Origin of the sequence: Trichocoleus sp. ST-U1 (genome assembly GCF_039961835.1) — a bacterium.
Taxonomy (GTDB): Bacteria; Cyanobacteriota; Cyanobacteriia; order Cyanobacteriales; family FACHB-T130; genus FACHB-T130.
Genome location: NZ_JAMPJZ010000035.1, coordinates 13066 through 35481, shown reverse-complemented (window position 1 = coordinate 35481; position 22416 = coordinate 13066). Strand labels below are relative to the sequence as shown.

The 22416-nt window shown below is 47.6% G+C and carries 33 protein-coding genes; all 33 read left to right on the top strand.

Annotated features, from left to right (window positions below):
* The 33 genes from rplB to secG all read left to right on the top strand — a co-directional run bounded on the left by rplB (position 1) and on the right by secG (position 22396).
* A complete protein-coding gene (rplB, locus tag NDA06_RS14275) occupies positions 1–864 on the top strand; it encodes a 50S ribosomal protein L2 (RefSeq protein ID WP_190411896.1) in 864 nt (287 codons plus the stop codon).
* Positions 865–955: 91 nt separating this feature from the next.
* Complete coding sequence (gene rpsS, locus NDA06_RS14270; RefSeq protein ID WP_190411895.1) at positions 956–1231, top strand: 30S ribosomal protein S19; 276 nt, start codon at positions 956–958, stop codon at positions 1229–1231.
* A 66-nt stretch (positions 1232–1297) separates the two neighbouring features.
* Positions 1298–1660 (top strand): 50S ribosomal protein L22, encoded by a 363-nt coding sequence (rplV, locus tag NDA06_RS14265; RefSeq protein WP_190411894.1) that lies wholly within the window; start codon positions 1298–1300, stop codon positions 1658–1660.
* A gap of 86 nt (positions 1661–1746) precedes the next feature.
* Positions 1747–2475: a 30S ribosomal protein S3 gene (gene rpsC / locus NDA06_RS14260; protein WP_190411893.1), complete on the top strand. Its 729-nt coding sequence runs from the start codon at positions 1747–1749 to the stop codon at positions 2473–2475.
* Between the two features lie 104 nt (positions 2476–2579).
* Positions 2580–3002, top strand: coding sequence for a 50S ribosomal protein L16 (gene rplP, locus NDA06_RS14255; protein ID WP_190411892.1), 423 nt, complete (start codon positions 2580–2582; stop codon positions 3000–3002).
* Between the two features lie 3 nt (positions 3003–3005).
* Positions 3006–3248, top strand: a complete 243-nt coding sequence (gene rpmC, locus NDA06_RS14250) for a 50S ribosomal protein L29 (RefSeq protein WP_190411891.1) — start codon at positions 3006–3008, stop codon at positions 3246–3248.
* A gap of 6 nt (positions 3249–3254) precedes the next feature.
* Positions 3255–3503, top strand: coding sequence for a 30S ribosomal protein S17 (gene rpsQ / locus NDA06_RS14245; protein WP_190411890.1), 249 nt, complete (start codon positions 3255–3257; stop codon positions 3501–3503).
* 224 nt (positions 3504–3727) lie between these two features.
* A complete protein-coding gene (gene rplN, locus NDA06_RS14240) occupies positions 3728–4096 on the top strand; it encodes a 50S ribosomal protein L14 (protein ID WP_190411889.1) in 369 nt (122 codons plus the stop codon).
* A complete protein-coding gene (rplX, locus tag NDA06_RS14235) occupies positions 4096–4464 on the top strand; it encodes a 50S ribosomal protein L24 (protein WP_242028859.1) in 369 nt (122 codons plus the stop codon). Before rplN ends, rplX begins: the two co-directional genes overlap by 1 nt.
* 80 nt (positions 4465–4544) lie before the next feature.
* Positions 4545–5090 (top strand): 50S ribosomal protein L5, encoded by a 546-nt coding sequence (rplE, locus tag NDA06_RS14230; protein WP_190411887.1) that lies wholly within the window; start codon positions 4545–4547, stop codon positions 5088–5090.
* Positions 5091–5114: 24 nt separating this feature from the next.
* Positions 5115–5516 carry a 30S ribosomal protein S8 gene (rpsH, locus tag NDA06_RS14225; RefSeq protein WP_190411886.1) on the top strand — a complete coding sequence of 134 codons (402 nt, stop codon included), beginning with the start codon at positions 5115–5117 and terminating at the stop codon, positions 5514–5516.
* 154 nt (positions 5517–5670) lie between these two features.
* Positions 5671–6210, top strand: a complete 540-nt coding sequence (gene rplF / locus NDA06_RS14220) for a 50S ribosomal protein L6 (RefSeq protein ID WP_190411885.1) — start codon at positions 5671–5673, stop codon at positions 6208–6210.
* A gap of 2 nt (positions 6211–6212) precedes the next feature.
* Positions 6213–6575 (top strand): 50S ribosomal protein L18, encoded by a 363-nt coding sequence (gene rplR / locus NDA06_RS14215; RefSeq protein WP_190411884.1) that lies wholly within the window; start codon positions 6213–6215, stop codon positions 6573–6575.
* A gap of 132 nt (positions 6576–6707) precedes the next feature.
* Positions 6708–7232, top strand: coding sequence for a 30S ribosomal protein S5 (gene rpsE, locus NDA06_RS14210; protein WP_190411883.1), 525 nt, complete (start codon positions 6708–6710; stop codon positions 7230–7232).
* Between the two features lie 132 nt (positions 7233–7364).
* Complete coding sequence (gene rplO / locus NDA06_RS14205; protein ID WP_190985362.1) at positions 7365–7829, top strand: 50S ribosomal protein L15; 465 nt, start codon at positions 7365–7367, stop codon at positions 7827–7829.
* A 48-nt stretch (positions 7830–7877) separates the two neighbouring features.
* Complete coding sequence (secY, locus tag NDA06_RS14200; RefSeq protein ID WP_190411881.1) at positions 7878–9218, top strand: preprotein translocase subunit SecY; 1341 nt, start codon at positions 7878–7880, stop codon at positions 9216–9218.
* Complete coding sequence (locus tag NDA06_RS14195) at positions 9218–9784, top strand: adenylate kinase (RefSeq protein WP_190985363.1); 567 nt, start codon at positions 9218–9220, stop codon at positions 9782–9784. Before secY ends, NDA06_RS14195 begins: the two co-directional genes overlap by 1 nt.
* A gap of 195 nt (positions 9785–9979) precedes the next feature.
* The gene (gene infA, locus NDA06_RS14190; RefSeq protein WP_015203280.1) at positions 9980–10207 is read left to right on the top strand and encodes a translation initiation factor IF-1; all 228 of its coding nucleotides are present in this window, start codon (positions 9980–9982) and stop codon (positions 10205–10207) included.
* A gap of 127 nt (positions 10208–10334) precedes the next feature.
* Entirely contained in the window at positions 10335–10448 is a 114-nt protein-coding gene (rpmJ, locus tag NDA06_RS14185) for a 50S ribosomal protein L36 (protein WP_071782548.1), read from the top strand.
* Between the two features lie 61 nt (positions 10449–10509).
* The gene (rpsM, locus tag NDA06_RS14180) at positions 10510–10893 is read left to right on the top strand and encodes a 30S ribosomal protein S13 (RefSeq protein ID WP_190411879.1); all 384 of its coding nucleotides are present in this window, start codon (positions 10510–10512) and stop codon (positions 10891–10893) included.
* Between the two features lie 117 nt (positions 10894–11010).
* The gene (rpsK, locus tag NDA06_RS14175) at positions 11011–11406 is read left to right on the top strand and encodes a 30S ribosomal protein S11 (protein WP_190411878.1); all 396 of its coding nucleotides are present in this window, start codon (positions 11011–11013) and stop codon (positions 11404–11406) included.
* Between the two features lie 135 nt (positions 11407–11541).
* Positions 11542–12510 (top strand): DNA-directed RNA polymerase subunit alpha, encoded by a 969-nt coding sequence (locus tag NDA06_RS14170; RefSeq protein ID WP_190411877.1) that lies wholly within the window; start codon positions 11542–11544, stop codon positions 12508–12510.
* Positions 12511–12617: 107 nt separating this feature from the next.
* Entirely contained in the window at positions 12618–12968 is a 351-nt protein-coding gene (gene rplQ, locus NDA06_RS14165; protein ID WP_190411876.1) for a 50S ribosomal protein L17, read from the top strand.
* A gap of 58 nt (positions 12969–13026) precedes the next feature.
* Entirely contained in the window at positions 13027–13875 is an 849-nt protein-coding gene (truA, locus tag NDA06_RS14160; protein WP_190529469.1) for a tRNA pseudouridine(38-40) synthase TruA, read from the top strand.
* A gap of 101 nt (positions 13876–13976) precedes the next feature.
* A complete protein-coding gene (gene rplM / locus NDA06_RS14155) occupies positions 13977–14432 on the top strand; it encodes a 50S ribosomal protein L13 (RefSeq protein ID WP_190411874.1) in 456 nt (151 codons plus the stop codon).
* The gene (gene rpsI / locus NDA06_RS14150) at positions 14432–14845 is read left to right on the top strand and encodes a 30S ribosomal protein S9 (protein WP_190411873.1); all 414 of its coding nucleotides are present in this window, start codon (positions 14432–14434) and stop codon (positions 14843–14845) included. The genes rplM and rpsI overlap by 1 nt, the downstream gene beginning before the upstream one ends.
* A 113-nt stretch (positions 14846–14958) precedes the next feature.
* Positions 14959–15213, top strand: a complete 255-nt coding sequence (gene rpmE / locus NDA06_RS14145; protein WP_190985364.1) for a 50S ribosomal protein L31 — start codon at positions 14959–14961, stop codon at positions 15211–15213.
* A gap of 93 nt (positions 15214–15306) precedes the next feature.
* Positions 15307–16419, top strand: coding sequence for a peptide chain release factor 1 (prfA, locus tag NDA06_RS14140; RefSeq protein WP_190431830.1), 1113 nt, complete (start codon positions 15307–15309; stop codon positions 16417–16419).
* Positions 16420–16992: 573 nt separating this feature from the next.
* A complete protein-coding gene (locus NDA06_RS14135) occupies positions 16993–17490 on the top strand; it encodes a hypothetical protein (RefSeq protein ID WP_190429488.1) in 498 nt (165 codons plus the stop codon).
* Between the two features lie 395 nt (positions 17491–17885).
* Positions 17886–19580 (top strand): ABC-F family ATP-binding cassette domain-containing protein, encoded by a 1695-nt coding sequence (locus tag NDA06_RS14130; RefSeq protein ID WP_190985365.1) that lies wholly within the window; start codon positions 17886–17888, stop codon positions 19578–19580.
* A 294-nt stretch (positions 19581–19874) separates the two neighbouring features.
* Positions 19875–20051, top strand: a complete 177-nt coding sequence (locus NDA06_RS14125) for a hypothetical protein (protein WP_190985366.1) — start codon at positions 19875–19877, stop codon at positions 20049–20051.
* A 401-nt stretch (positions 20052–20452) separates the two neighbouring features.
* Positions 20453–22051 (top strand): 2,3-bisphosphoglycerate-independent phosphoglycerate mutase, encoded by a 1599-nt coding sequence (gene gpmI, locus NDA06_RS14120; protein ID WP_190411867.1) that lies wholly within the window; start codon positions 20453–20455, stop codon positions 22049–22051.
* 111 nt (positions 22052–22162) lie between these two features.
* Positions 22163–22396, top strand: a complete 234-nt coding sequence (secG, locus tag NDA06_RS14115) for a preprotein translocase subunit SecG (RefSeq protein WP_190411866.1) — start codon at positions 22163–22165, stop codon at positions 22394–22396.
* Positions 22397–22416 lie beyond the last annotated feature (20 nt).

The window sequence follows — 22416 nt, the reverse complement described above, 5'->3', positions numbered from 1 at the left end:
ATGGGCATCCGTTCTTATCGGCCTTATACTCCCAGTACTCGTCAAGTTACCATTTCGGACTTTGCCGAAGTTACGCGGAGTGAGCCGGAAAAGTCACTAACCTACACAAAGCACCGCCCCAAAGGTCGAAACAATCGTGGGGTGATTACTAGCCGCCGTCGAGGTGGTGGTCATAAACAACTCTATCGGGAAATCGATTTTCGCCGCGATAAGCGTAATATCCCGGCAAAAGTGGCAACCATTGAGTACGATCCAAATCGCAATGCCCGGATTGCCCTGGTTTATTACCAGGATGGCGAAAAGCGGTATATTCTTCACCCAGTCGGCTTAACCGTCGGTACAGTTATCACTGCTGGCCCAGACGCCCCAATTGAAATTGGCAACGCATTACCATTAAGCAAAATTCCGTTAGGAACTGCCGTTCACAACGTAGAACTGACTGCTGGACGGGGCGGGCAAATTGTTCGCGCTGCTGGTGCCACTGCACAAGTAGTCGCTAAAGAAGGTGACTATGTCACCATCAAGCTACCCTCCGGTGAAGTCCGCATGATCCGCCGCGAGTGCTACGCTACCATCGGACAAGTCGGCAATGTTGAGCATCGCAACTTGAGTGCTGGTAAAGCTGGTCGTAATCGCTGGAAGGGACGCCGTCCGAAGGTAAGAGGCAGTGTCATGAACCCAGTCGATCACCCACATGGCGGTGGTGAGGGACGGGCACCAATTGGTAGAAGTGGACCAGTCACACCTTGGGGTAAGCCAACTTTAGGTGCTAAGACCCGTAAGCGGAACAAGCCAAGCAATAAATTAATTGTCCGGCGTCGTCGCAAATCTTCTAAGCGAGGTCGGGGCGGTCGGGAGTCCTAGGATTTTAGATTTTGGATTTTAGATTAGCAATACGTCCAAAATCCAAAATCCAAGATCCAAAAATCCAGAAGTAATTGGGGTTATTTGAACTATGGGTCGTTCTCTTAAAAAAGGTCCTTTTGTTGCGGACCATTTGTTGAAAAAGATTGAAAATTTGAATGCTAGGGGCGATAAGCAGGTTATTAAAACTTGGTCTCGTGCTTCAACTGTATTGCCGCAAATGGTAGGTCACACCATCGCGGTTCATAACGGGCGGACTCACGTGCCAGTTTACGTCACCGAGCAAATGGTAGGGCATAAGTTGGGAGAATTCGCTCCAACTCGCACCTTCCGGGGACACTCGAAAGATTCCAAGGCAAAGAGGTAATTTTGAAGTTTGGGTTTTGAGATTATTCAGAATTCCAAATTCAAAATTATTAAAAGGGAGAAATCTATGGCAGTTGATACTACAGAAGAAGTGAAAGCGATCGCGCGATACATCCGGATGTCTCCCCACAAGGTGCGCCGGGTTCTCGACCAAATTCGGGGACGCTCCTATCGGGAAGCACTGATCGTTCTGGAATTTATGCCCTATCGGGCTTGCGATCCCGTCCGCAAGGTACTGCGCTCAGCAGCCGCCAATGCCGAACATAATGCCGGTTTAGACCCTGCAAGATTAGTGGTTTCTAAGGCTTATGCCGACCAAGGCTCAACCTTGAAGCGCTTCCGGCCCCGCGCTCAAGGTCGTGCATATCAAATTCGTAAACCAACGTGTCATATCACCGTAGCTGTTGCACAAGCAGCAGCAGATGAATAACACTACTTTGGCTAAGCGCTAATTGTCAGAAACAAGCTTTTGAACAATTAGCAATTAGCAATTAGCTGATTTAAGAGGACGCATTCGTGGGACAGAAAATTCATCCAATTGGTTTTCGGCTGGGGATTACCCAAGAACATCGCTCCCGTTGGTTTGCGGATGCTAAGCGCTACCCAGAACTCCTGCAAGAAGACCACACTATTCGGCAGGTCGTAGAGAAAAAACTCAGTAACGCTGGTATCTCCCAAGTACGGATTGAGCGTAAAGCCGATCAAATTGACTTAGAAATCCACACAGCTCGACCGGGTGTTGTGGTAGGTCGCGGTGGTACTGGCATTGAAGTATTACGCGGCGATCTTCAAGAAGCTTTAGGCGGTGGCAATCGTCAAATTCGGATCAACGTGATCGAAGTAGCACGGGTAGATGCCGACGCCGGACTGATTGCTGAGTATATTGCCCAACAGTTAGAGCGACGAGTTTCCTTCCGGCGCGTCGTGCGTCAGGCGATTCAACGTGCCCAACGCGCTGAAGTCCAGGGAATTAAAGTACAAGTCAGCGGACGGTTAAACGGGGCGGAAATTGCCCGAACCGAGTGGACAAGGGAAGGCAGAGTTCCTCTGCATACTCTTCGAGCCAACATTGACTACGCTTACCGCACTGCCAAAACTATTTACGGCATTCTTGGCGTTAAAGTTTGGATCTTCAAAGGTGAAGTGATTCCTGGTCAGGAAGAAATTCCGGCTCCTAACAACGCTCAGCCTAGACGTCGTCAACAGCGTCGTCGCCAGCAATTTGAAGACCGCTCTAATGAATAGGTTGATAGGTAATCGGTAATCGGTAATGGGTAATCAAAAAGAAAACGCCCAATTACCAGTTACCAATTACTAATTACCAATTATCAATTACCCATTACCAAGTCATGTTAAGTCCCAGAAGAACAAAATTTCGCAAACAGCAGCGCGGGCGGATGAACGGTTTGGCAACTCGCGGCAGTAGCCTAAACTTCGGTGACTTTGGCCTCCAATCCACAGAACCTTCTTGGATTACCTCCCGTCAAATTGAAGCCAGCCGCCGAGCCATGACCCGCTACATCCGTCGGGGTGGAAAAATCTGGATTCGGATCTTCCCCGATAAACCAGTTACAATGCGCCCTGCTGAAACCCGTATGGGTTCTGGTAAAGGTTCGCCGGAATTTTGGGTAGCTGTCGTGAAGCCAGGCCGGATCTTGTTTGAGATTGCCGGGGTTCCTGAAGAAACCGCCAGGGAGGCGATGCGTCTAGCTTCCCACAAGTTGCCAATTAAGACGAAGTTCATCACTCGTGAAGAAGAAGGGACTGTGTGAGTTATGGCTCTGCCCAAGATAGAAGAAGCCAGAAATTTAGGCGATCGAGAACTGGCTGAAGAAATTTTAGCTGTCAAGCGTCAGCTGTTTGATTTACGGCTGCAACAGGCAACCCGACGCTTGGAAAAGTTACACCAGTTCAAGCATACGAAGCATCGTTTAGGTCAGCTCCTAACTGTAGAAGGGGAGCGGCAACGGGCTGCAAAGGCTCAAAAGCCACAACCAGATGCAACATCCGAGGAGTAGACCCCAATGGCAGTTAAAGAACGAGTTGGCTTGGTCGTCAGCGACAAGATGCAAAAGACCGTAGTGGTTGCTGTCGAGAACCGCTCACCGCACCCCAAGTACGGAAAAATTGTAGTGCGTACAAAGCGTTACAAAGCTCACGACGAAGAAAATCAGTGCAAGGTAGGCGATCGCGTCCGGATTTCCGAAACACGTCCTCTAAGCCGCACCAAACGATGGGCAGTGGCTGAAATTCTCAACCGTGAGGTTCAATAAGTAAAGTTATGAGTTTTGAGTTTGTAAAGGCGGGTTCATCGAAAATTTCGATTTGACACCGATATTTAATGAGGTAAACCCGTCAGTAACAAGTTTTAAGCGGAAATCTAACGAAAGAATGTCGGGAATAAAAATCAAACTTCTTACGTTCTTTCTTTTGCTAAAACTTAAAACTTACAGCTCAAAACTATTATTCAAAACTTACGCATCCGAAGCTAAGAACTATGATTCAGCCCCAATCTTACCTTAATGTCGCAGACAACAGCGGCGCTCGTAAATTGATGTGCATCCGCGTCTTAGGTGCCAGTGGCCGACGCTATGCCGGTGTTGGCGACGTAATCATTGCGGTCGTCAAAGATGCCATTCCCAATATGGCGGTTAAAAAGTCGGATGTTGTGCGAGCCGTGATTGTCCGTACCCGAAAAAATATGCGCCGGGACAGCGGTATGAGTATTCGCTTCGATGATAACGCCGCCGTCATCATCAACGCAGATGGCAACCCTAGAGGGACGCGCGTTTTTGGGCCAGTTGCACGCGAGCTGCGCGACAAAAACTTCACCAAAATTGTTTCTCTAGCTCCGGAGGTACTCTAATGGCCGCAAAAAAACAGTCTAAAAGAAACGGGACGAAGCTTCCCCAGCGCTATAAAATGCATGTCAAAAAAGGCGACACAGTACAAGTGATTGCCGGTCGTGATAAAGGCAAGGTTGGTGAAATTTTGCGGACGCTTCCCCAAGAAAGTCGAGTAATTGTCAAAGGCATCAACATTAAAACCAAGCACGTTAAACCTCAACAAGAAGGTGAATCCGGTCAAATCGTGACAGTAGAGGCACCAATCCATAGCTCTAACGTGATGCTTTACTCGGCTCAACAAAAGATTGCCAGCCGCATTTGCTACACCTTGAATGAAGAAGGACGCAAAGTGCGGATGCTCAAAAAAACGGGTGAAATTATTGACTAAATAGTTGTTAGTTACAGCATATTGCTAATTACTAACTGCTATTTCCCCTGACCAAGCCCAGGGATATTAAGGAAAAAACAATGACACAAAAACTGAAAACGCTGTACCAAGATACGATCGTTCCTAAACTGATGACTCAGTTTAATTACACGAATACCCATCAGGTACCCAAAGTCATAAAGGTTACGGTTAATCGAGGTTTAGGTGAGGCTTCTACCAACGCTAAAGCGTTGGAATCTTCCCTTGCTGAAATTGCCAAAATTACGGGTCAAAAACCAGTAGTGACGCGGGCGAAAAAGGCGATCGCTGGATTTAAACTTCGCCAAGGGATGCCAGTCGGCGTGATGGTGACTCTGCGGGCGGATCGGATGTATGCCTTTCTCGACCGATTAATTAACCTGTCCTTGCCACGGATTCGGGACTTTCGCGGCATTAGTCCCAAGAGCTTTGATGGTCGGGGAAATTACAGCTTAGGCATTAGAGAACAGCTGATATTTCCAGAAATAGAATACGACAGCATCGACCAAATTCGGGGCATGGACATTTCCATCATTACTACAGCAAATACCGACGAAGAAGGCCGCGCCTTGCTAAAAGAAATGGGAATGCCTTTCCGGGATCAATGAGGCAGTCAAAATAAGGAGGGAATAATGGCGGCAAACGACACAATTTCAGATATGCTGACTCGCATTCGGAATGCGAATCTGGCGCGGCACCAAACAACAGAAATACCAGCGACAAAGATGACTCGCAGTATTGCCAAAGTCCTCAGGGAGGAAGGCTTTATTGCTGAATTTGAAGAAGTTGGCGAAGGGATTAAGCAACACTTGCTAATTTCTCTAAAGTACAAAGGCAAAAACCGTCAACCGATTATTAATACCTTGAAGCGGGTCAGCAAACCTGGTCTGCGGGTCTACTCTAACCGCAAAGAACTACCCCGCGTGCTGGGCGGTATCGGAATTGCGATCATTTCTACCTCCAGCGGCATTATGACTGACCGGGAAGCACGGCGTCAGGGTGTAGGTGGAGAAGTGCTTTGCTACATCTGGTAGATAAGCTAATAGCTATTAGTTATTAGCTATTAGCTCGATTGGCTGGTAGGTTTCAAAAACCTAGAAAAGCACAGACTTTCGGACTCACCGATAGACCAAAAGCTAACAGCTAACAGCTAACGGCTAACGGCTAATTGATTAGGAGGATTAAGTCATGTCTCGTATTGGCAAACGCCCTATTAATATTCCTGCTAAGGTACAAGTCTCGATCGAAGGGCAACATGTTGCAGTGAAAGGGCCTAAAGGAGAACTATCCAGGGTTCTACCATCTGAGGTGAGTATAGAGCAGGAGGGAGAAACGATCTTGGTCAAGCGGCGGGATGAATCTCGCGCAGCTCGTCAACGCCACGGTCTTTCTCGTACTCTGATTGCCAACATGGTCGATGGAGTTTCTCAAGGATTTCAGCGTCGTCTAGAAATCCAGGGAGTCGGTTATCGTGCGGCAGTTCAAGGTCGCAATCTGATTCTGAGCGTGGGTTACAGTCATCCAGTTCAGATTGAACCTCCCGACGGTGTTCAAATGGCCGTAGAAAACAACACAAATGTAGTTGTAAGCGGCATTGATAAAGAAATCGTAGGAAATATCGCTGCTCGAATCCGTGCTGTCCGTCCACCGGAAGTTTACAAGGGTAAAGGCATTCGCTATGCGGGTGAAGTCGTAAGACGTAAAGCTGGAAAGGCAGGTAAGAAGTAAAGATGAAGCTAACTCGTAAAGAACTAATTCAACGTCGGCATCACCGGGTGCGGCGTAAGGTAAATGGCAGTAGTGAGCGTCCTCGGTTAGCTGTCTTTCGATCCAATCAGCATATTTATGTCCAGGTAATTGACGACACTCAACAACGTACTCTTGCCTGTGCCTCAACTTTGGAACCGGATCTAAAATCACAGTTAACAACAGGAGCTTCCTGTGCCGCCTCTGTTGAGGTAGGCAAGTTAATTGCTCAGCGAGCGATCGCTCAAGGCATTTCGAGGGTTGTCTTTGACCGAGGCGGCAACCTTTATCACGGTCGAATCAAAGCCCTGGCAGACGCTGCTCGCGAAGCTGGGTTGGATTTCTAAAGACAAGCATGCAAAAGGCAAAAGTAAAAAGAAAGAAGTTTTTATGTTCATATTTCTACCTTTGATTTCTCTTTCTTTTGCCTTTTTACATTTTTAGTTTTTACTCTCACTCTCAAGGTTCAGGATAAAACTATGGCAAAAGAGCGTCGGAAAAGTTCTGCGCGTCGGGAAAAAGAAATTACCTTTCAAGAACGGGTGATCCAGATCCGTCGTGTTAGTAAGGTCGTCAAAGGCGGTAAAAAACTCAGCTTCCGCGCGATCGTTGTCATTGGCAATGAGCGCGGTCAAGTTGGCGTCGGCGTTGGCAAAGCAAGTGATGTAATTGGAGCTGTTCGTAAAGGCGTTGCCGATGGCAAAAAACACTTAATTGACATCCCCTTGACCAAGGCAAATTCTATCCCCCATCCTATTAACGGAGCCGGGGGTGGTGCCCAAGTGATGATGCGACCCGCAGCTCCAGGAACGGGCGTTATTGCCGGTGGTGCTGTACGTACTGTGCTGGAGTTAGCAGGTGTGCGTAACATCTTGGCAAAACAGCTGGGTTCTAATAACCCCTTGAACAATGCTAGAGCTGCCGTGAATGCTCTTTCCACCTTGCGTACATTTTCTGAAGTGGCTGAAGAACGCGGGATTCCTATCGAAAATCTCTACGCCTAAATTTAGCCATCAGCGATTAGCTATTAGTGACTCTCAGTTTAAAGGCAACTTTAATATCTTGGACAAACAACAAAACACTAACAGCTAATAGCTTCCCCAAAAAATAAGTCGTCAATCCTCAAGGTCAAGCGAATGAGATTAGAAGATGCAGTTCCTAAAAAAGGCTCAAAGAAGCGCCGCCGACGCATTGGACGAGGTATAGCAGCTGGTCAAGGTGCCAGTGGTGGCTTTGGGATGCGCGGTCAAAAATCTAGATCGGGGCGGGGCACACGACCCGGATTTGAAGGCGGACAAATGCCACTGTACCGTCGCCTGCCTAAGTTAAAGCACTTTACGGTCATTAATCGTAAGCAATACACTACGATCAACGTAAGTAAGCTGGCATCACTCCCTGCTAACACGGAAGTGACTCTAGACTCATTGATGGAGTTTGGCATTCTCACCGCAAATCATGGTTCTCTGAAAATCCTCGGTGACGGTGAACTGAATGTGGCTCTGAACGTAAAAGCAGCAGCTTTCACTAGCTCGGCTCGCAGCAAGATTGAAGCCGCTGGTGGCAGTTGTGAAGTTGTTGCTGCCCGTGCCCATAAGGGTTAAACATATTGCATGCCAGCGTCTCTTGCTCATCGTTGAGGTATTCCTTACATGGTCGTTAGTCGAGACAAAAGCCCAACTGCTCAGGAAACCTTTGCACAGATGGCTCAAGCAGCCGGTCTTAGAGGTCGGCTGCTTCTCACCATCGGCTTGCTGATTTTAGTTCGCATTGGCATCTTTTTGCCAGTACCGGGAATTGACCGGGCTAGGTTTGCTCAAGATATTCAAAATAACCAATTAATTGGATTTCTGGACATCTTCTCTGGGGGCGGAATTACCGCCTTGGGAATTTTTGCTCTAGGGATTTTGCCCTATATCAATGCCTCCATCATTATCCAATTACTAACAGCTGCCATTCCTTCTTTGGAAAAATTGCAGAAGGATGAAGGAGAAGCTGGAAGGCGAAAAATCTCTCAGATTACTCGCTATGTAGCGCTGGGAGGGGCTTTGATTCAAACTAGCTTCATTGCGGTATGGCTTGAACGCTATGCAACAAACGTTCGGGGACCCCTGTTTATCGCGGAGACTGCACTCGCTCTAACCGCTGGTTCAATGTTTGTTATGTGGGTGTCAGAGCTGATTACCGAGCGGGGGGTTGGTAACGGCGCTTCTTTGTTGATTTTCATCAATATTGTTGCAGTTCTACCTAAATCCCTTGGGCAAACTATTAATTATGCCCAGGTTGACAATCGCAATGTAGGACCCGTGATCATTCTGCTGCTAGTTTTCCTAGTCATGATCTTGGGAATTGTGTTTGTGCAGGAGGGAACCAGGCGGATTCCGATTATTTCGGCACGCCGACAGGTAGGTAAACGACTCTACCGGGAAAGGACGAGCTACCTGCCTTTGCGGCTGAACCAGGGTGGAGTTATGCCGATCATTTTTGCCTCTTCCGTTCTAATTTTCCCAGGTTTCCTAGCTCAGATGACTCAAAATACGGGCAATAATCCGGTCTTGAGTCAAATACATCAAGTTCTCAATCAAGTTGCGAATGCTCTAAATCCCAATAGTCAGACGCCCGGAGTTTATGAGGTCGTTTATCTGATCTTGATTCTGTTTTTCAGCTACTTTTACGCATCTTTGATTGTAAATCCTGTGGATTTATCACAGAACTTGAAAAAGATGGGAGCCAGCATACCTGGCATCCGTCCAGGTCGGGCTACTAGCGATTACGTTGAAGGAGTTTTGAATCGGCTAACTTTCTTAGGCGCTATCTTTTTGGGATTAGTGGCAATTGTGCCCACAATTGTAGAAAGAGCCACCGGCATTACAACTTTTCAAGGGCTGGGAGCTACTTCTTTGCTGATTTTGGTGGGCGTGGCAATTGATACAGCAAAGCAAATCCAAACCTATGTCATTTCCCAGCGCTATGAAGGAATGGTGAAGCAGTAGTGACGCGATTGATTTTTTTGGGGCCGCCAGGAGCGGGGAAGGGAACTCAGGCACATATCCTCGCTCAAGAGCTGGAAATTCCTCATGTTTCCACGGGTGATATCTTGAGAAATGCCAAGGCGGCTGGAACTGAACTCGGTTTGAAGGCGAAGTCCTATATGGATCGAGGTGAGTTGGTTCCCGATGCTTTGATATTGGATTTGGTGCGCGATCGCTTGACCCAAACAGATGCCCAACCTGGTTGGATTTTAGATGGTTTCCCCCGTAACGTCTCTCAGGCAACTTTTCTGGATGAATTGTTGCAAAAATTAGACCAAGTCTCCGATTACGTTCTCAATCTGGAAGTTGCGGACGAAGTTTTGGTAGATCGGATGCTGGAACGAGGTCGCAAGCAAGGACGAACGGATGATACAGAAGAAGTCATTCGTCATCGTTTGGAAGTTTATCGCAACCAAACGGCTCCGCTAATTGATTTCTACAAGCAGCGCCAACAGTTGGTTTCAATTGATGGCGATCGCTCTCTAGAGGAAGTTACTTCCGCACTCAAACAAGTTGTTCGTTCTTGACAGGAGCGGGTGCGATCGCCCAATGTCAGGGGTCAGTTCGTTGCTAATCTACTTTCCAGACTGGCGGCTGCGACTGACCCCCAACCTGATGAAGTAAATTTTTGATAAAATATGTTAATAAGACCTTAACTGTCAGTCAGGGGAATGAGCTGTGAATGACAGTAGGCAAGCTGAAGAATTGAGGAAAAGGATAACTTGGCTAAACAAGATTTAATTGAAATGGAAGGCACGGTAACAGAATCCCTGCCTAATGCAATGTTTCGCGTTGATTTAGACAATGGGTTTAATGTATTAGCCCATATTTCCGGGAAAATCCGCCGGAATTACATCAAGATTCTACCGGGCGATCGCGTCAAAGTGGAACTCACCCCATACGACCTAACCAAGGGTAGAATAACTTACCGGCTACGCAACAAAAAGTAGTTGCGAAAAAAAGCGACTCGCTCGTTTTTAAAAGCTTGTGTTATGAAAAAATTCATCAATCAGATGAACTTTTAAATACACTTAAAAAGTGATATAATGTAGAGCTTGCAATGTAGCCAAAATAGGCATGAAAGTTCGAGCATCAGTCCGAAAAATTTGTGAAAAATGCCGTGTCATTCGGCGGCGCGGTCGAGTCATGGTGATTTGTTCTAACCCAAAACACAAGCAACGCCAAGGTTAACTCAACCCGATCCTCAGGACAAGTTTATAGCACTAAAAACAAGACTAGGGAGACAACAAGCGTGGCACGGATTGCTGGGGTAGACCTTCCTCGCGATAAGCGCGTAGAAATTGGTCTGACTTACATTTATGGAATTGGACTCTCGCGCTCCAAAGAAATTTTGGCAGCATCCAAAGTTAATCCAGACACAAGAGTAAAAGACTTAAGTGATTCCGACGTTGCTGCTCTGCGCGAAGCAGTGGAAAGCAACTATCAAATTGAAGGGGATCTCAGACGCTGGGAGGCAATGAACATCAAGCGCCTGATTGACATTGGCACCTACCGGGGTCGGCGTCATCGAATGGGCTTGCCAGTTCGGGGTCAACGAACCCGTACAAATGCGCGAACCCGTCGCGGCAGACGTCTCACAGTCGCAGGTAAGAGAAAGGCACCAGGGCCGAAATAACCTTCTTCTGCTAGCTGAAAAGCTAAAAGCAGAGGCTTGGATTTCGTTCGTTTGCTAAAAGCAAAATTGACCAACCAATTCAGCCAACCCATTATAACTACTGTCAACTAGATCCACATGGCGCGACAACCAACAAAAAAAACAGGTCCAAAAAAACAAAAACGCAACGTACCTAATGGCGTAGCCTTCATCCAGTCTACTTTTAACAACACGATTGTCACGATTTCTGACACGAATGGGGACGTCCTATCCTGGGCTTCAGCTGGCTCAAGTGGCTTTAAAGGAGCAAAAAAAGGAACTCCTTTTGCAGCGCAAACCGCAGCTGAAAGCGCGGCTCGCCGGGCGACCGATCAGGGGATGCGTCAGATTGAAGTCATGGTTAGCGGTCCAGGAGCTGGTCGAGAAACCGCGATTCGAGCGCTGCAAGGGGCGGGGCTAGAAATTACCTTAATTCGAGATGTGACGCCAATCCCCCACAATGGCTGCCGTCCGCCCAAGCGACGTCGAGTCTAGAATTGCTTTGACAGCAATCGCTGTCAAAGCAATTCGTAATTAGCAGCAAGTGGCAAACAGCTAACTGCTAAATTGGCATTGAGACAGTAGGGGCAATGCTAGGGAAGAGCTTCTAGCGTTCTTTCCAGGGGTTTTATGAAGAAGGGAGGTCACTCCGTGGCGCAGTTTCAAATTGAGTGTGTAGAGTCCAAAACTGAGAATAATCGGAGCCAATATAGCAAATTTGTCCTGGAGCCTCTAGAACGGGGTCAAGGTACCACCGTCGGCAATGCACTGAGGCGGGTTCTACTGTCTAATTTAGAAGGGACAGCCGTGACAGCTGTTCGGATTGCTGGGGTTAATCATGAGTTTGCCACAGTTGAGGGAGTTCGGGAGGATGTCCTAGAAATTCTGCTGAACATGAAGGACATTGTACTCAAAAGTCACTCCTCCCATCCCCAAATTGCTCGATTAACTGTCACAGGCCCAGCAACGGTGACAGCCGGACGATTTGATTTACCCTCTGAAGTTGAGGTGGTCGATCCTAATCAATACGTTGCTACCCTAGCAGACGACGCTAGGTTGGAAATGGAATTCCGCATCGAACGAGGAAAGGGATATCGCGCCGTAGACCGGGGACGAGATGACACTGCTGCTTTAGACTTCCTCCAGATTGACGCTGTGTTTATGCCCGTGCATAAAGTTAACTACAGCATTGAAGATGCCCGGATTGACGGTTCTCTGGAAAGAGACCGACTAATCCTTGAAATCTGGACGAATGGCAGCCTCAGTCCCCAAGAGGCACTTTCTCAAGCGGCAAGTATTCTGGTGGATTTGTTCAATCCCCTGAAAGATATCACCCTCGATCCGATGACGGTAGACTATGCCGATGATGAAGATCCTACCAGCCAGATCCCAATCGAAGAATTGCAGCTTTCGGTGAGGGCATACAACTGTCTCAAGCGAGCGCAAATTAACTCTGTAGCTGACTTGCTGGATTACAGCCAAGAGGATCTACTAGAGATTAAAAACTTTGGTCAAAAGTCGGCAGAAGAAGTCATCGAAGCCTTACAGCGGCGACTAGGAATTACCCTGCCTCACGAAAAGGCTGCGAAAACAACTTGAAGTAAAGAGTAATGGTAATAGGTAGAATTAATTACCGATTACCCATTACTTCTTCACCGAGTACCCATTAGCAGTTACCAATTCCCAATTAGCAATTCAAAATCGTTATGCGTCACTGTCGTCGTATTCCAAAACTAGGTAAGCCTGCCGACCAGCGTCGAGCGCTGTTAAGGGCGCTGACAACCGAATTAATCCGTCAGGGCCGAATCACAACCACAAAGACGCGTGCTAAGGCGCTGCGCCCGGAAGTGGAAAAAATGATTACTCTGGCAAAGGACGGCTCTCTGGCAGCCCGCAGGCAAGCCATGGGCTACATTTATGACAAACAGTTGGTTCATGCCCTGTTTGAGCAAGCCGCTAGCCGTTACGGCGAACGCAACGGGGGATACACCCGTATCCTGCGAACTGTGCCACGTCGGGGTGATAATGCTGAAATGGCAATCATCGAGCTGGTTTAACGTGAGGACTGAGGACTGAGAGAATTCAAAACTCACTACTCACTACTCAAAGCTCATCATGTTACAAGCCATGCCATTATCAACCCAGCGAGTTGCCCTGGTAATCCAATACCTGGGCACTCATTTTCATGGCTGGCAGCGACAACCTAATGGGCGCACCGTGCAGGAAGAGATTGAAACAGTTCTGTCTAAGGTGCAGGAACGACCTGTTACTCTACACGGTGCGGGGCGCACTGATAGCGGTGTGCATGCAGCAGCACAAGTGGCACACTTTGAGGCTACGGGTCCCATTCCGGCTGAGAAATGGGCTGCGATTCTTAATTCTCATCTGCCCGATGATATTCTGATTCGAGCCTCAGCGGCTGTAGGTTCAAATTGGCACGCTCGGTTTTCTGCGAGCTGGCGTCGGTATCGATACACGCTCTATACAGATCCCAAGCCAAACTTGTTTGTGCAGCCCTTCAGTTGGCATTATTATTATGCACCGCTAGATGAATCTCTCATCCAGGCAGCTTTAACCCCTTTGATAGGTAGCCATCATTTGGCTGCTTTTCACAGGGCAAATTCGGCGCGATCGCATTCCTGGGTGGATGTGCAGGCGGCAGAGTGCTACCGAGACGGCTCATTTATTCATATTGAGATTCAAGCCAACGGATTTTTGTATGGCATGGTGCGGCTGCTAGTGGGATTACTGGTGCAGGTAGGAAAGGGAGAGCGATCGCCAGAAAGCTTCACCGAGTTGTGGGTAAACCAGCGTCGTCACGAAGTAAAGTACTCTGCGCCCGCTAAAGGCTTGTGCCTGTTGCGAGTTGGCTACCCAGAGTTTCCCTTTCCCCCGGAAGTCTGGTTTGACACCCAGCCTAAGTTGGTCTTGCCGACTGTCACCGCCGAATATTGCCTAAGTTGAAAGCTTGAAGATGAGAAGGTTGAAGGTTACAAGGTTCTTCAACATTCAAAGCTCCAACTTACCAACTTTTGACTCACCCCTTGAAGCGTATAAAAAGAACCATGAACAAAACCCCCATCCCATCTCAAGATTCCATCGAACGCAATTGGTACGTCGTTGATGCCGCAGAGCAGCGGCTGGGTCGTCTGGCGAGTGAAATTGCCATGATTCTCAGAGGCAAAAACAAGCCTACCTTTACTCCCCATCTGGATACCGGCGATTTCGTGATCGTCGTCAATGCCGAAAAAGTGGTAGTCACCGGAAAAAAACGCACTCAAAAGCTCTACCGGAAACATTCTGGACGTCCGGGCGGAATGAAGACGGAAACCTTTGCTAAGCTACAGGGCCGTATCCCAGAGCGGATTATCGAACACGCCGTGCGCGGGATGTTGCCCAAGAGTTCTCTAGGGAAACAACTGTTCACCAAGCTGAAAGTTTATCCGGGACCATCCCATCCCCATGAATCTCAACAGCCCCAGGAACTCAAAATTCAAACAATTCCAGGAGGAGAAAATTAATGCAAGCAGTAGAACAAAGTGGTCGAGTCGTTTATTGGGGAACAGGTCGCCGGAAGTCGTCCGTAGCAAGAGTTCGCCTGGTTCCCGGAAGCGGTCAAATGATTGTCAATGACCGACCGGGCGACAATTACTTCAATTACCAACCGGCTTATATGTCAGCGGCAAAAGCCCCCCTGGAAACTCTGGGTCTGGAAAATGAGTATGACATTCTGGTGAAAGCCCACGGTGGGGGATTAACGGGGCAAGCTGATTCGATTCGTTTGGGAGTAGCGAGAGCCTTGTGCCAACTCGACCCGGACAATCGCCAACCGCTGAAAAGCGAAGGCTACTTAACCCGCGATCCCAGAGCGAAAGAGCGGAAGAAATACGGCTTGCACAAAGCCCGGAAGGCTCCGCAGTACTCGAAGCGATAAAAAAGCGATCGCATTTGAGTTGGTTATCGATGGTAGGTGCGAGGTCTGCCTCGCACTCGCTGATCCTGGAAAGCTAGAATTATATAGGGACATTACCCAGTCGAGGAGTAATCATGGCAAGACAAGGAATTCATCCAGAGTGGTATCCAGAAGCAAAAGTTTACTGCAACGGAGAAGTGGTAATGACCGTTGGCTCAACACAGCCAGAACTTCACGTTGATGTTTGGTCGGGGAACCACCCCTTTTACACTGGAACCCAGAAAATTATTGACACCGAAGGTCGGGTAGAGCGCTTCATGCGGAAATATGGAATGTTGGACACTACCCAACCCCAAGGTGATGATTCGGGTTCCCAAGGCAAAAAGTAGCGGGTCGGCTTGCTCGTAGCGCGACCCGCCTGTTGGGTCGAAGTTATTGATGATAAGCTTTCCTGCTGTTTTTGTGGAGCGATCGCATTTCCTATGGCTGAAACATACCTGCTGGAAAAATTAAATTCCGTTGAGCAAACCTTTAATGAGTTAACTCGCCGACTGGCAGATCCAGATACCGCCTCCAATCCAGATGAGTATCAACGGGTGGCAAAAGCTCGTTCCTCATTGGAGGAAGTTGTTAATACCTACGAAAGCTGGAAAACAACTCAGCAAAACTTGGTGGGAGCAAAACTGGTACAGAAGGAATCTGCCAGCGATCCTGAGTTGCAGGAAATGGCAGCCTTGGAAGTGGAAGAACTGGAAAGCAAGCTTGAGCATTTGGAAACACGCCTCAAGATTTTACTTTTGCCCCGCGATCCCAATGATGACAAAAACATCATGTTGGAAATTCGCGCGGGTACAGGTGGAGATGAGGCGAGTATCTGGGCTGGAGATTTGGTGCGGATGTACTCGTACTATGCCCAAACTCAAAACTGGAAGATTAAGTTACTCAGCGAGTCGCGGGCAGAGTCGGGTGGTTTTAAAGAAGCCATCTTGGAAATCCAAGGGGACAACGTTTACAGCCAACTGAAATTTGAAGCAGGCGTCCATCGGGTACAACGAGTGCCAGTGACGGAAGCTGGAGGGCGGGTTCACACCTCAACGGCAACAGTGGCGGTGATGCCAGAGGTGGATGATGTAGAGATACACATTGACCCGAAGGATATTGAAATGAGTACAGCTCGCTCTGGCGGTGCTGGCGGTCAAAATGTGAACAAGGTAGAAACTGCTGCCGACTTGTTCCACAAGCCGACGGGGATTCGGATTTTCTGTACGGAAGAGCGATCGCAGTTGCAAAACAAAGAACGCGCGATGCAAATCCTCCGTGCCAAGCTTTACGAAATGAAGCTGCGCGAACAGCAGGAAGCTGTGACCTCCATGCGGCGTTCTCAGGTAGGTACTGGCTCCCGTTCGGAAAAAATTCGTACTTACAATTACAAAGATAACCGCGTCACCGACCATCGTCTGGGTCAGAATTACAGCCTTAACCCAGTTCTGCAAGGCGACCTAGAACATATTATTCAGGCTTGTATTTCTCAAGATCAGCAAGAACGCTTGGCAGAATTAGCCGCTTCCACTACCAACGCTGAGTCGCTTAATTAAGATGAGCGCTAAATGTATCGACAGACGCGATTAATCGCGTTTTTGCCATCCTGAACCCAGCCGACGTATAAACGGCTGGGTTTTTATTTTTATCCAGATCATCTCTAGTAAATTGCCCAAAATCAGGGAAACTCAGCCTGCCAGCGAATACTGGAAAATTAACAAACCTGCTCTTAGACGCGATCGCTTCAACATCAGCGGTTTTGCCTCCTATATCACTATCCGCAGGCTGAAATTCTGGCAAAATTAGCTAAGGAACGGTTAGACCCTGCTGTGTTGCTCGAAAATTGGAATAGCGATCGCCCTTACCTAAAAAAGAGCTAACTTTTCCTCTATCTATGTGGATTGGAAGTGAGACTAGGATAAATCAAACTGTCCAAATGCCTTTTTTTCTTGTATTTTATTCTTATTAGAGAGATATCAATAATTCCTCATGTATTATTAATAACACTATTAAGTCAAGGTTCTCTAACTCTATGTTTAAGTAAATCAATGTAAAAATAGACTCTTGTAAATTCCTTAAAAAAACCGTTCTAAAGGCTTGTATAAATAGCGTTGACCAGAGGTGCCGAGATGCCAAACAATAATCAAGCTTCGGATTGGAATTACGATCCAAACGATCCCTATTCTCCAATCTACTATAAGGGAGCAGTCGTTGGATTTATAAAACCAGAATATGCACTCCGAATCGTTGACTTTCTCAATGAAGATGAACGGCTACGCAAAGCTCTCAAAATGGCTTGTTTTGACTTGATAACTGAGGCAGGGGGCGATACGAGTAGAGTCGATCTTTTAATGAAAAGATATATTGCAAGTACCGAGCGTCCTAAATATGGATCGGCGGCGGTCGCCTTGCTGTTGAGGGATAGACAAGATGAACTTGATATTAGTGATAAAGAATTTGCCCGATTCTGCGACTCTTATCGATTGTCTTGGAAAGAGCTGAAAGAAATTTTCTTAGGAAAAGAAATTAACGATAATCAGCTAGGGCCAATTGCACGAATCGTAGGGAAATCTATTGAAGAGTTGATTGAAGTGCGGGATGGGCCACCTCCCAGAGGCGATCGCTAATGTGAGTCAGCGTGCGGGAAAAAATAAATACAACTGATTATTTGGGAAATTTGAGGCTGGAGAAGATTTACCAATTTTTGATCGCGTTCCTGAATCAAGGAATATCAGTAGTTGTTATTTGCTCTGAGCAGGTGATAACAAAAGCGCCTGAAGTCATAGACGAGAAGAAGGACTTATGTAATCTAAAATCAGCTTTCCACTCAGTACACCTAGAGAAAGGCGATCGCGCTGTTGGATTTTCAAGTTGTCTACCAACAGTTGCCAATTCCGATTTTAGAATTAAATTTTGTTAAGATAAACTGGACTCTCTCGATCGCCTGACGGACTTACTGGCAATACCAACGGACATCCGTCAAATAATTCGCTCATCCCCCCAGCATCCTTGGAGACTCTTGATGTTACGACTTGAACATATCAGTAAAATTTATCCCACCGGCGAAGTTCTCAAGGATGTCAACTGGGAAGTCAAACCGGGCGATCGCATTGGCTTAGTCGGCGTTAACGGTGCAGGAAAATCGACTCAGCTCAAAATTATTGCGGGGGAGATGGAACCCACTGCTGGGGAAGTGATTCGTCCTGCAAATTTGCACATTGCCTATCTGACTCAAGAATTTGAGGTAGATCCGACGCGCACTGTGCGAGAAGAACTTTGGACGGTTTTCAAAGAAGCCAATGAAGTACAGCACGCTCTGGCGCGGGTGCCGAGAGAAATGGAAACTGCGAATCCAGATGAATTAGACCGACTGATCCACAAATTGGATCGGCTACAGCGGCAGTTTGAAGCGTTGGATGGCTACGGGTTAGACGCGCGGATTGAGAAGATGTTGCCAGAAATGGGGTTTGCGCCAGAAGATGGCGATCGCCTCGTTAGCGCTTTCAGCGGTGGCTGGCAAATGCGGATGAGTTTGGGCAAAATTTTACTCCAAAAACCCGATTTATTACTACTGGATGAACCAACGAACCACCTGGATCTAGAAACCATTGAGTGGTTGGAAACCTATCTCAAAGGGCTGAAGACTCCAATCGTGATAGTATCGCACGATCGAGAATTTCTCGACCGTCTTTGCACCCAAATTGTAGAAACAGAACGCGGCGTTTCTACCACCTACTTAGGCAACTACTCGGCTTATTTACAACAAAAAGCAGAAAACCAAGAAGCCCAACTCAGCGCCTACGAACGCCAGCAAAAAGAACTAGAAAAGCAGCAAGTCTTTGTTGATCGTTTCCGTGCTAGTGCTACCCGCAGCACCCAAGCGAAAAGCCGTGAGAAACAACTAGAAAAAATCGAACGGATTGAAGCGCCGACTGGGGGATTAAGAACCCTGCGCTTCCGCTTTCCTGACGCTCCCCGTAGTGGTCGCGAGGTGGTAGAAATTCAGAATTTGGTACATACTTACGACGAAAAAATTCTATTTTTAGATGCGAATCTACTAATGGAACGAGGCGATCGCATTGCCTTTCTCGGTCCGAACGGGGCTGGAAAATCAACCTTGTTGCGTCTAATTATGGGCATGGAACAACCTACTGAAGGTTCAGTTCAATTAGGCGCTCACAACGTGATTCCTGGCTACTTTGAGCAAAATCAGGCGGAAGCGTTGGATCTGTCTAGAACTGTCATGGAAACTATCCATGATGAAGTTCCTGAGTGGAAAAATGAGGAGGTTCGCACACTTCTAGGACGCTTCTTGTTCAGCGGTGACACCGTATTTAAAAAAGTTGAGGCTCTGAGCGGAGGTGAAAAAGCTCGTCTGGCGTTAGCAAAAATGCTTTTGCGCCCAGTTAATTTAATGATTTTGGACGAGCCTACTAACCACTTGGATATTCCGGCTAAAGAAATGTTGGAAGAGGCAATCCAAAACTACGAAGGTACGGTAATTTTAGTCTCCCACGACCGATATTTTATTTCCAAAGTTGCCAATAAAATTGTCGAGATCCGTGACGGCGAATTCCGCCTGTATCGAGGAGATTACCATTACTATCTAGACAAAATTGCTGAAGAAAAAGAGCAGGCAAGATTAGAGGCGATCGCTGCTGATAAAGCTGCTAAGAAAGCTGCAAAAGCTGCTAAGGAATCTAGCAAACGCAAATAAAGTCTAGAAGTCGTTTTTTAAATGCAGAGAACGTAAAGAATCGTCGCAAAGGAACGTCAGCAGTAGTCTCACCACTGCTGACGTTCCTTTGGCAATAAAGATAGGTTTAAACCCTTGCTTATTGCGTTCTTGAGAGCTAAAAAGGTACGCCGCTTAGGGTGGGCTTTCCAAGTTCCCAAAAGTCTTACTTTAGGTAGATGCAAGTTATAATAAAAAGACTAAGTTTCCATCGCTGGAGGAAATCGTGCCACTTTCCTCGACCTGGCGAACAACCAGCAACAAGCCTTAGAAATCTTGGAGCCTTGGAAGCCGCTTTATGCAGACTTTCCTTGTCCTCTCAACTACGAAACGCCTATGCATCGGCTGGCTGTAACTATGGCGGCTCAAGGCACCGACGAGCTAGCCAACCAAGTCACCGCAGAACTGTATCGCTGGTTTCTCAATGCGATCGCTCTTAGCAGATCCCCCTGAGTTAGAAACCACTCTGCGCTCCAGCAAGAATCGGGAATTGTTTCGTTTTCTTGACATATCACGGTCGATCTGTTCTTAAAGCCAAAAAGCCTGCTTGCAAAGCCTGTACCTTATTAGACTTGTTTCCATGTGTGGGCTTGACGCCTACTAGTCTCGCAGGTGCGTCAAGGGATTGTCATCAAGGGAGTAGCGCTCCCTTACGTACTTTTAGCGATCGCTTCCTACCAGGACTGTCTTCAGAACCCTGTAATAAAATAGTCATCCGATCTAGAGAGAATTGCTGTGCTGTCCCTGACAAAAAAACTAAAAAAGCTAACAGAAGCTGCTAAAAATAACACTGCGAGTACAAAGGGCGATGATATCATGACGGAGAAATTACTGAAAACAAAGGGCAATTGAGTATGGCGCAAGCACCTGTGTCTCCCGTGGTGCTAGTCATTCTAGACGGCTGGGGCTACCGCGAAGAAACCGATGGAAACGCCATAGCCGCCGCTAACACACCTGTGATGGATAGCCTCTGGGCAGTCTATCCCCACACACTCATTTACACCTCCGGCAAGGCTGTAGGATTGCCAGAAGGTCAGATGGGTAACTCAGAAGTAGGCCATCTCAACATTGGTGCTGGTCGGGTTGTACCGCAAGAATTAGTTCGTATCTCAGACGCCGTGGAAGACGGTAGTTTACTGAGCAATCCTGCACTGGTGCAAGTCTGTCAGGAAGTCAAGAGCCGGGGTGGTAAGCTTCACCTAGTTGGGCTTTGTTCTGAAGGTGGGGTGCATTCTCATCTGGCGCATCTTCTAGGATTACTGGATTTAGCGAAAGCGCAAGAGATTCCCTCAGTTTGTATCCACGCGATCGCAGATGGGCGCGATACCTATCCCCACGAGGGGATAGAGGCAATTCAGAAGATTCAAGACCACATTGACCAGATTGGGGTCGGGCGCATTGTCACCCTCAGCGGTCGCTACTACGCAATGGATCGAGACCAGCGGTGGGATCGGGTGAAACGCGCCTACGATGTGATGACTCAGGATGGCTTAGGAGATGGTCGCTCGGCGCAAGAAGTTTTGCAGGCTTCCTATGCTGAAAATGTCACAGATGAATTTATCATCCCAACCCGAATTGCTCCTGGAGCTATAGAAGCGGGGGATGGTGTGATTTTCTTTAACTTCCGACCTGATAGATCCAGACAACTTACCCAAGCCTTCGTGTCTCCAGGCTTTAAGAGGTTTGAACGACAGCATATCGAGCCACTGAGCTTTGTTACTTTTACTCAGTACGAACCGAATTTACCAGTTTTGGTGGCTTTTGAACCCCAGAACTTGAGTAACATCCTGGGAGAAGTCATTGCCAATCGGGGACTGCGCCAGTTTCGGACTGCTGAAACCGAGAAATACGCCCACGTTACTTATTTCTTCAACGGCGGTCGGGAACAGCCTTTTGAAGGGGAGGATCGGGAACTGGTACCGAGTCCAATGGTTCCAACCTATGACCAAGCACCGGAGATGTCAGCAGCAGCGGCGACGGATGTAGCGATCGCTGCCGTTGAAAAACGCATTTACTCCTTCATGGTCATCAACTACGCCAACCCTGACATGGTGGGGCATACAGGTCAGATGGAACCAACAATTCAAGCCCTGGAAACGGTAGACCGATGTTTGGGACGCCTTCTAGAAAGCATCAATAAGGCGGGTGGCACGGCGATCATCATTGCCGACCACGGGAACGCTGAATATATGCAGGATAAGGAAGGGAACCCTTGGACGGCTCACACAACGAACCCTGTGCCCTTTATCCTGGTGGAAGGGGAAGGGTTAAAAATTCCCGGCTATGGGACTGAAGTGACTTTGCGAAGTGATGGACGTTTATCGGACATTGCACCGACGATTCTGGAGATATTAAAGCTGCCACAGCCAGTAGAGATGACAGGTCGTTCGATGCTGGTTCCTCTGGAATTTGATGTCCGCGCCAATCGCACACCCGTGCGAGTTTCTCTGTAAAGTGCTAGGAGCTAATAGCTAATGACTCATTGCATCTTTCTGATGCTTAGCAGTTAGCTCTTAACGATCCGCAATTCACGATTCTTAAAAACTGACACCGAACAACCAACTATGAATCTATATAGCATCCTGCAAATTATATGGGCGGTTTCTTCCGCAATTCTGATTGTTTTAGTGCTGCTACATAGTCCTAAAGGAGACGGAATTGGGGGGATTGGCGGACAGGCTCAATTGTTTACCAGCACTAGAAGTGCAGAAACAGCCCTGAACCGAGTAACCTGGATATTCACTGTCATCTTTCTGGGTTTGTCGGTAATTTTGAGCATGGATCGGTTATGGCAATAGCATCAAATCGTGACGCATGA

What these genes read in the sequence shown, in the direction of transcription:
- prfA (WP_190431830.1), top strand. Translation starts at nt 15,307, where the DNA reads ATGGCTGAAACATACCTGCTGGAAAAATTAAATTCCGTTGAGCAAACC.
- NDA06_RS14135 (WP_190429488.1), top strand. Translation starts at nt 16,993, where the DNA reads ATGCCAAACAATAATCAAGCTTCGGATTGGAATTACGATCCAAACGAT.
- secG (WP_190411866.1), top strand. Translation starts at nt 22,163, where the DNA reads ATGAATCTATATAGCATCCTGCAAATTATATGGGCGGTTTCTTCCGCA.
- gpmI (WP_190411867.1), top strand. Translation starts at nt 20,453, where the DNA reads ATGGCGCAAGCACCTGTGTCTCCCGTGGTGCTAGTCATTCTAGACGGC.
- rpsH (WP_190411886.1), top strand. Translation starts at nt 5,115, where the DNA reads ATGGCGGCAAACGACACAATTTCAGATATGCTGACTCGCATTCGGAAT.
- NDA06_RS14130 (WP_190985365.1), top strand. Translation starts at nt 17,886, where the DNA reads ATGTTACGACTTGAACATATCAGTAAAATTTATCCCACCGGCGAAGTT.
- rplB (WP_190411896.1), top strand. Translation starts at nt 1, where the DNA reads ATGGGCATCCGTTCTTATCGGCCTTATACTCCCAGTACTCGTCAAGTT.
- rpmE (WP_190985364.1), top strand. Translation starts at nt 14,959, where the DNA reads ATGGCAAGACAAGGAATTCATCCAGAGTGGTATCCAGAAGCAAAAGTT.
- rplV (WP_190411894.1), top strand. Translation starts at nt 1,298, where the DNA reads ATGGCAGTTGATACTACAGAAGAAGTGAAAGCGATCGCGCGATACATC.
- rpsK (WP_190411878.1), top strand. Translation starts at nt 11,011, where the DNA reads ATGGCGCGACAACCAACAAAAAAAACAGGTCCAAAAAAACAAAAACGC.
- rplE (WP_190411887.1), top strand. Translation starts at nt 4,545, where the DNA reads ATGACACAAAAACTGAAAACGCTGTACCAAGATACGATCGTTCCTAAA.
- rplM (WP_190411874.1), top strand. Translation starts at nt 13,977, where the DNA reads ATGAACAAAACCCCCATCCCATCTCAAGATTCCATCGAACGCAATTGG.
- rplX (WP_242028859.1), top strand. Translation starts at nt 4,096, where the DNA reads ATGGCCGCAAAAAAACAGTCTAAAAGAAACGGGACGAAGCTTCCCCAG.
- secY (WP_190411881.1), top strand. Translation starts at nt 7,878, where the DNA reads ATGGTCGTTAGTCGAGACAAAAGCCCAACTGCTCAGGAAACCTTTGCA.
- rplO (WP_190985362.1), top strand. Translation starts at nt 7,365, where the DNA reads ATGAGATTAGAAGATGCAGTTCCTAAAAAAGGCTCAAAGAAGCGCCGC.
- rplF (WP_190411885.1), top strand. Translation starts at nt 5,671, where the DNA reads ATGTCTCGTATTGGCAAACGCCCTATTAATATTCCTGCTAAGGTACAA.
- rplR (WP_190411884.1), top strand. Translation starts at nt 6,213, where the DNA reads ATGAAGCTAACTCGTAAAGAACTAATTCAACGTCGGCATCACCGGGTG.
- rpsQ (WP_190411890.1), top strand. Translation starts at nt 3,255, where the DNA reads ATGGCAGTTAAAGAACGAGTTGGCTTGGTCGTCAGCGACAAGATGCAA.
- rpmC (WP_190411891.1), top strand. Translation starts at nt 3,006, where the DNA reads ATGGCTCTGCCCAAGATAGAAGAAGCCAGAAATTTAGGCGATCGAGAA.
- rplQ (WP_190411876.1), top strand. Translation starts at nt 12,618, where the DNA reads ATGCGTCACTGTCGTCGTATTCCAAAACTAGGTAAGCCTGCCGACCAG.
- rpsE (WP_190411883.1), top strand. Translation starts at nt 6,708, where the DNA reads ATGGCAAAAGAGCGTCGGAAAAGTTCTGCGCGTCGGGAAAAAGAAATT.
- rpsI (WP_190411873.1), top strand. Translation starts at nt 14,432, where the DNA reads ATGCAAGCAGTAGAACAAAGTGGTCGAGTCGTTTATTGGGGAACAGGT.
- rplN (WP_190411889.1), top strand. Translation starts at nt 3,728, where the DNA reads ATGATTCAGCCCCAATCTTACCTTAATGTCGCAGACAACAGCGGCGCT.
- truA (WP_190529469.1), top strand. Translation starts at nt 13,027, where the DNA reads ATGTTACAAGCCATGCCATTATCAACCCAGCGAGTTGCCCTGGTAATC.
- NDA06_RS14170 (WP_190411877.1), top strand. Translation starts at nt 11,542, where the DNA reads ATGAAGAAGGGAGGTCACTCCGTGGCGCAGTTTCAAATTGAGTGTGTA.
- rpsS (WP_190411895.1), top strand. Translation starts at nt 956, where the DNA reads ATGGGTCGTTCTCTTAAAAAAGGTCCTTTTGTTGCGGACCATTTGTTG.
- rplP (WP_190411892.1), top strand. Translation starts at nt 2,580, where the DNA reads ATGTTAAGTCCCAGAAGAACAAAATTTCGCAAACAGCAGCGCGGGCGG.
- rpmJ (WP_071782548.1), top strand. Translation starts at nt 10,335, where the DNA reads ATGAAAGTTCGAGCATCAGTCCGAAAAATTTGTGAAAAATGCCGTGTC.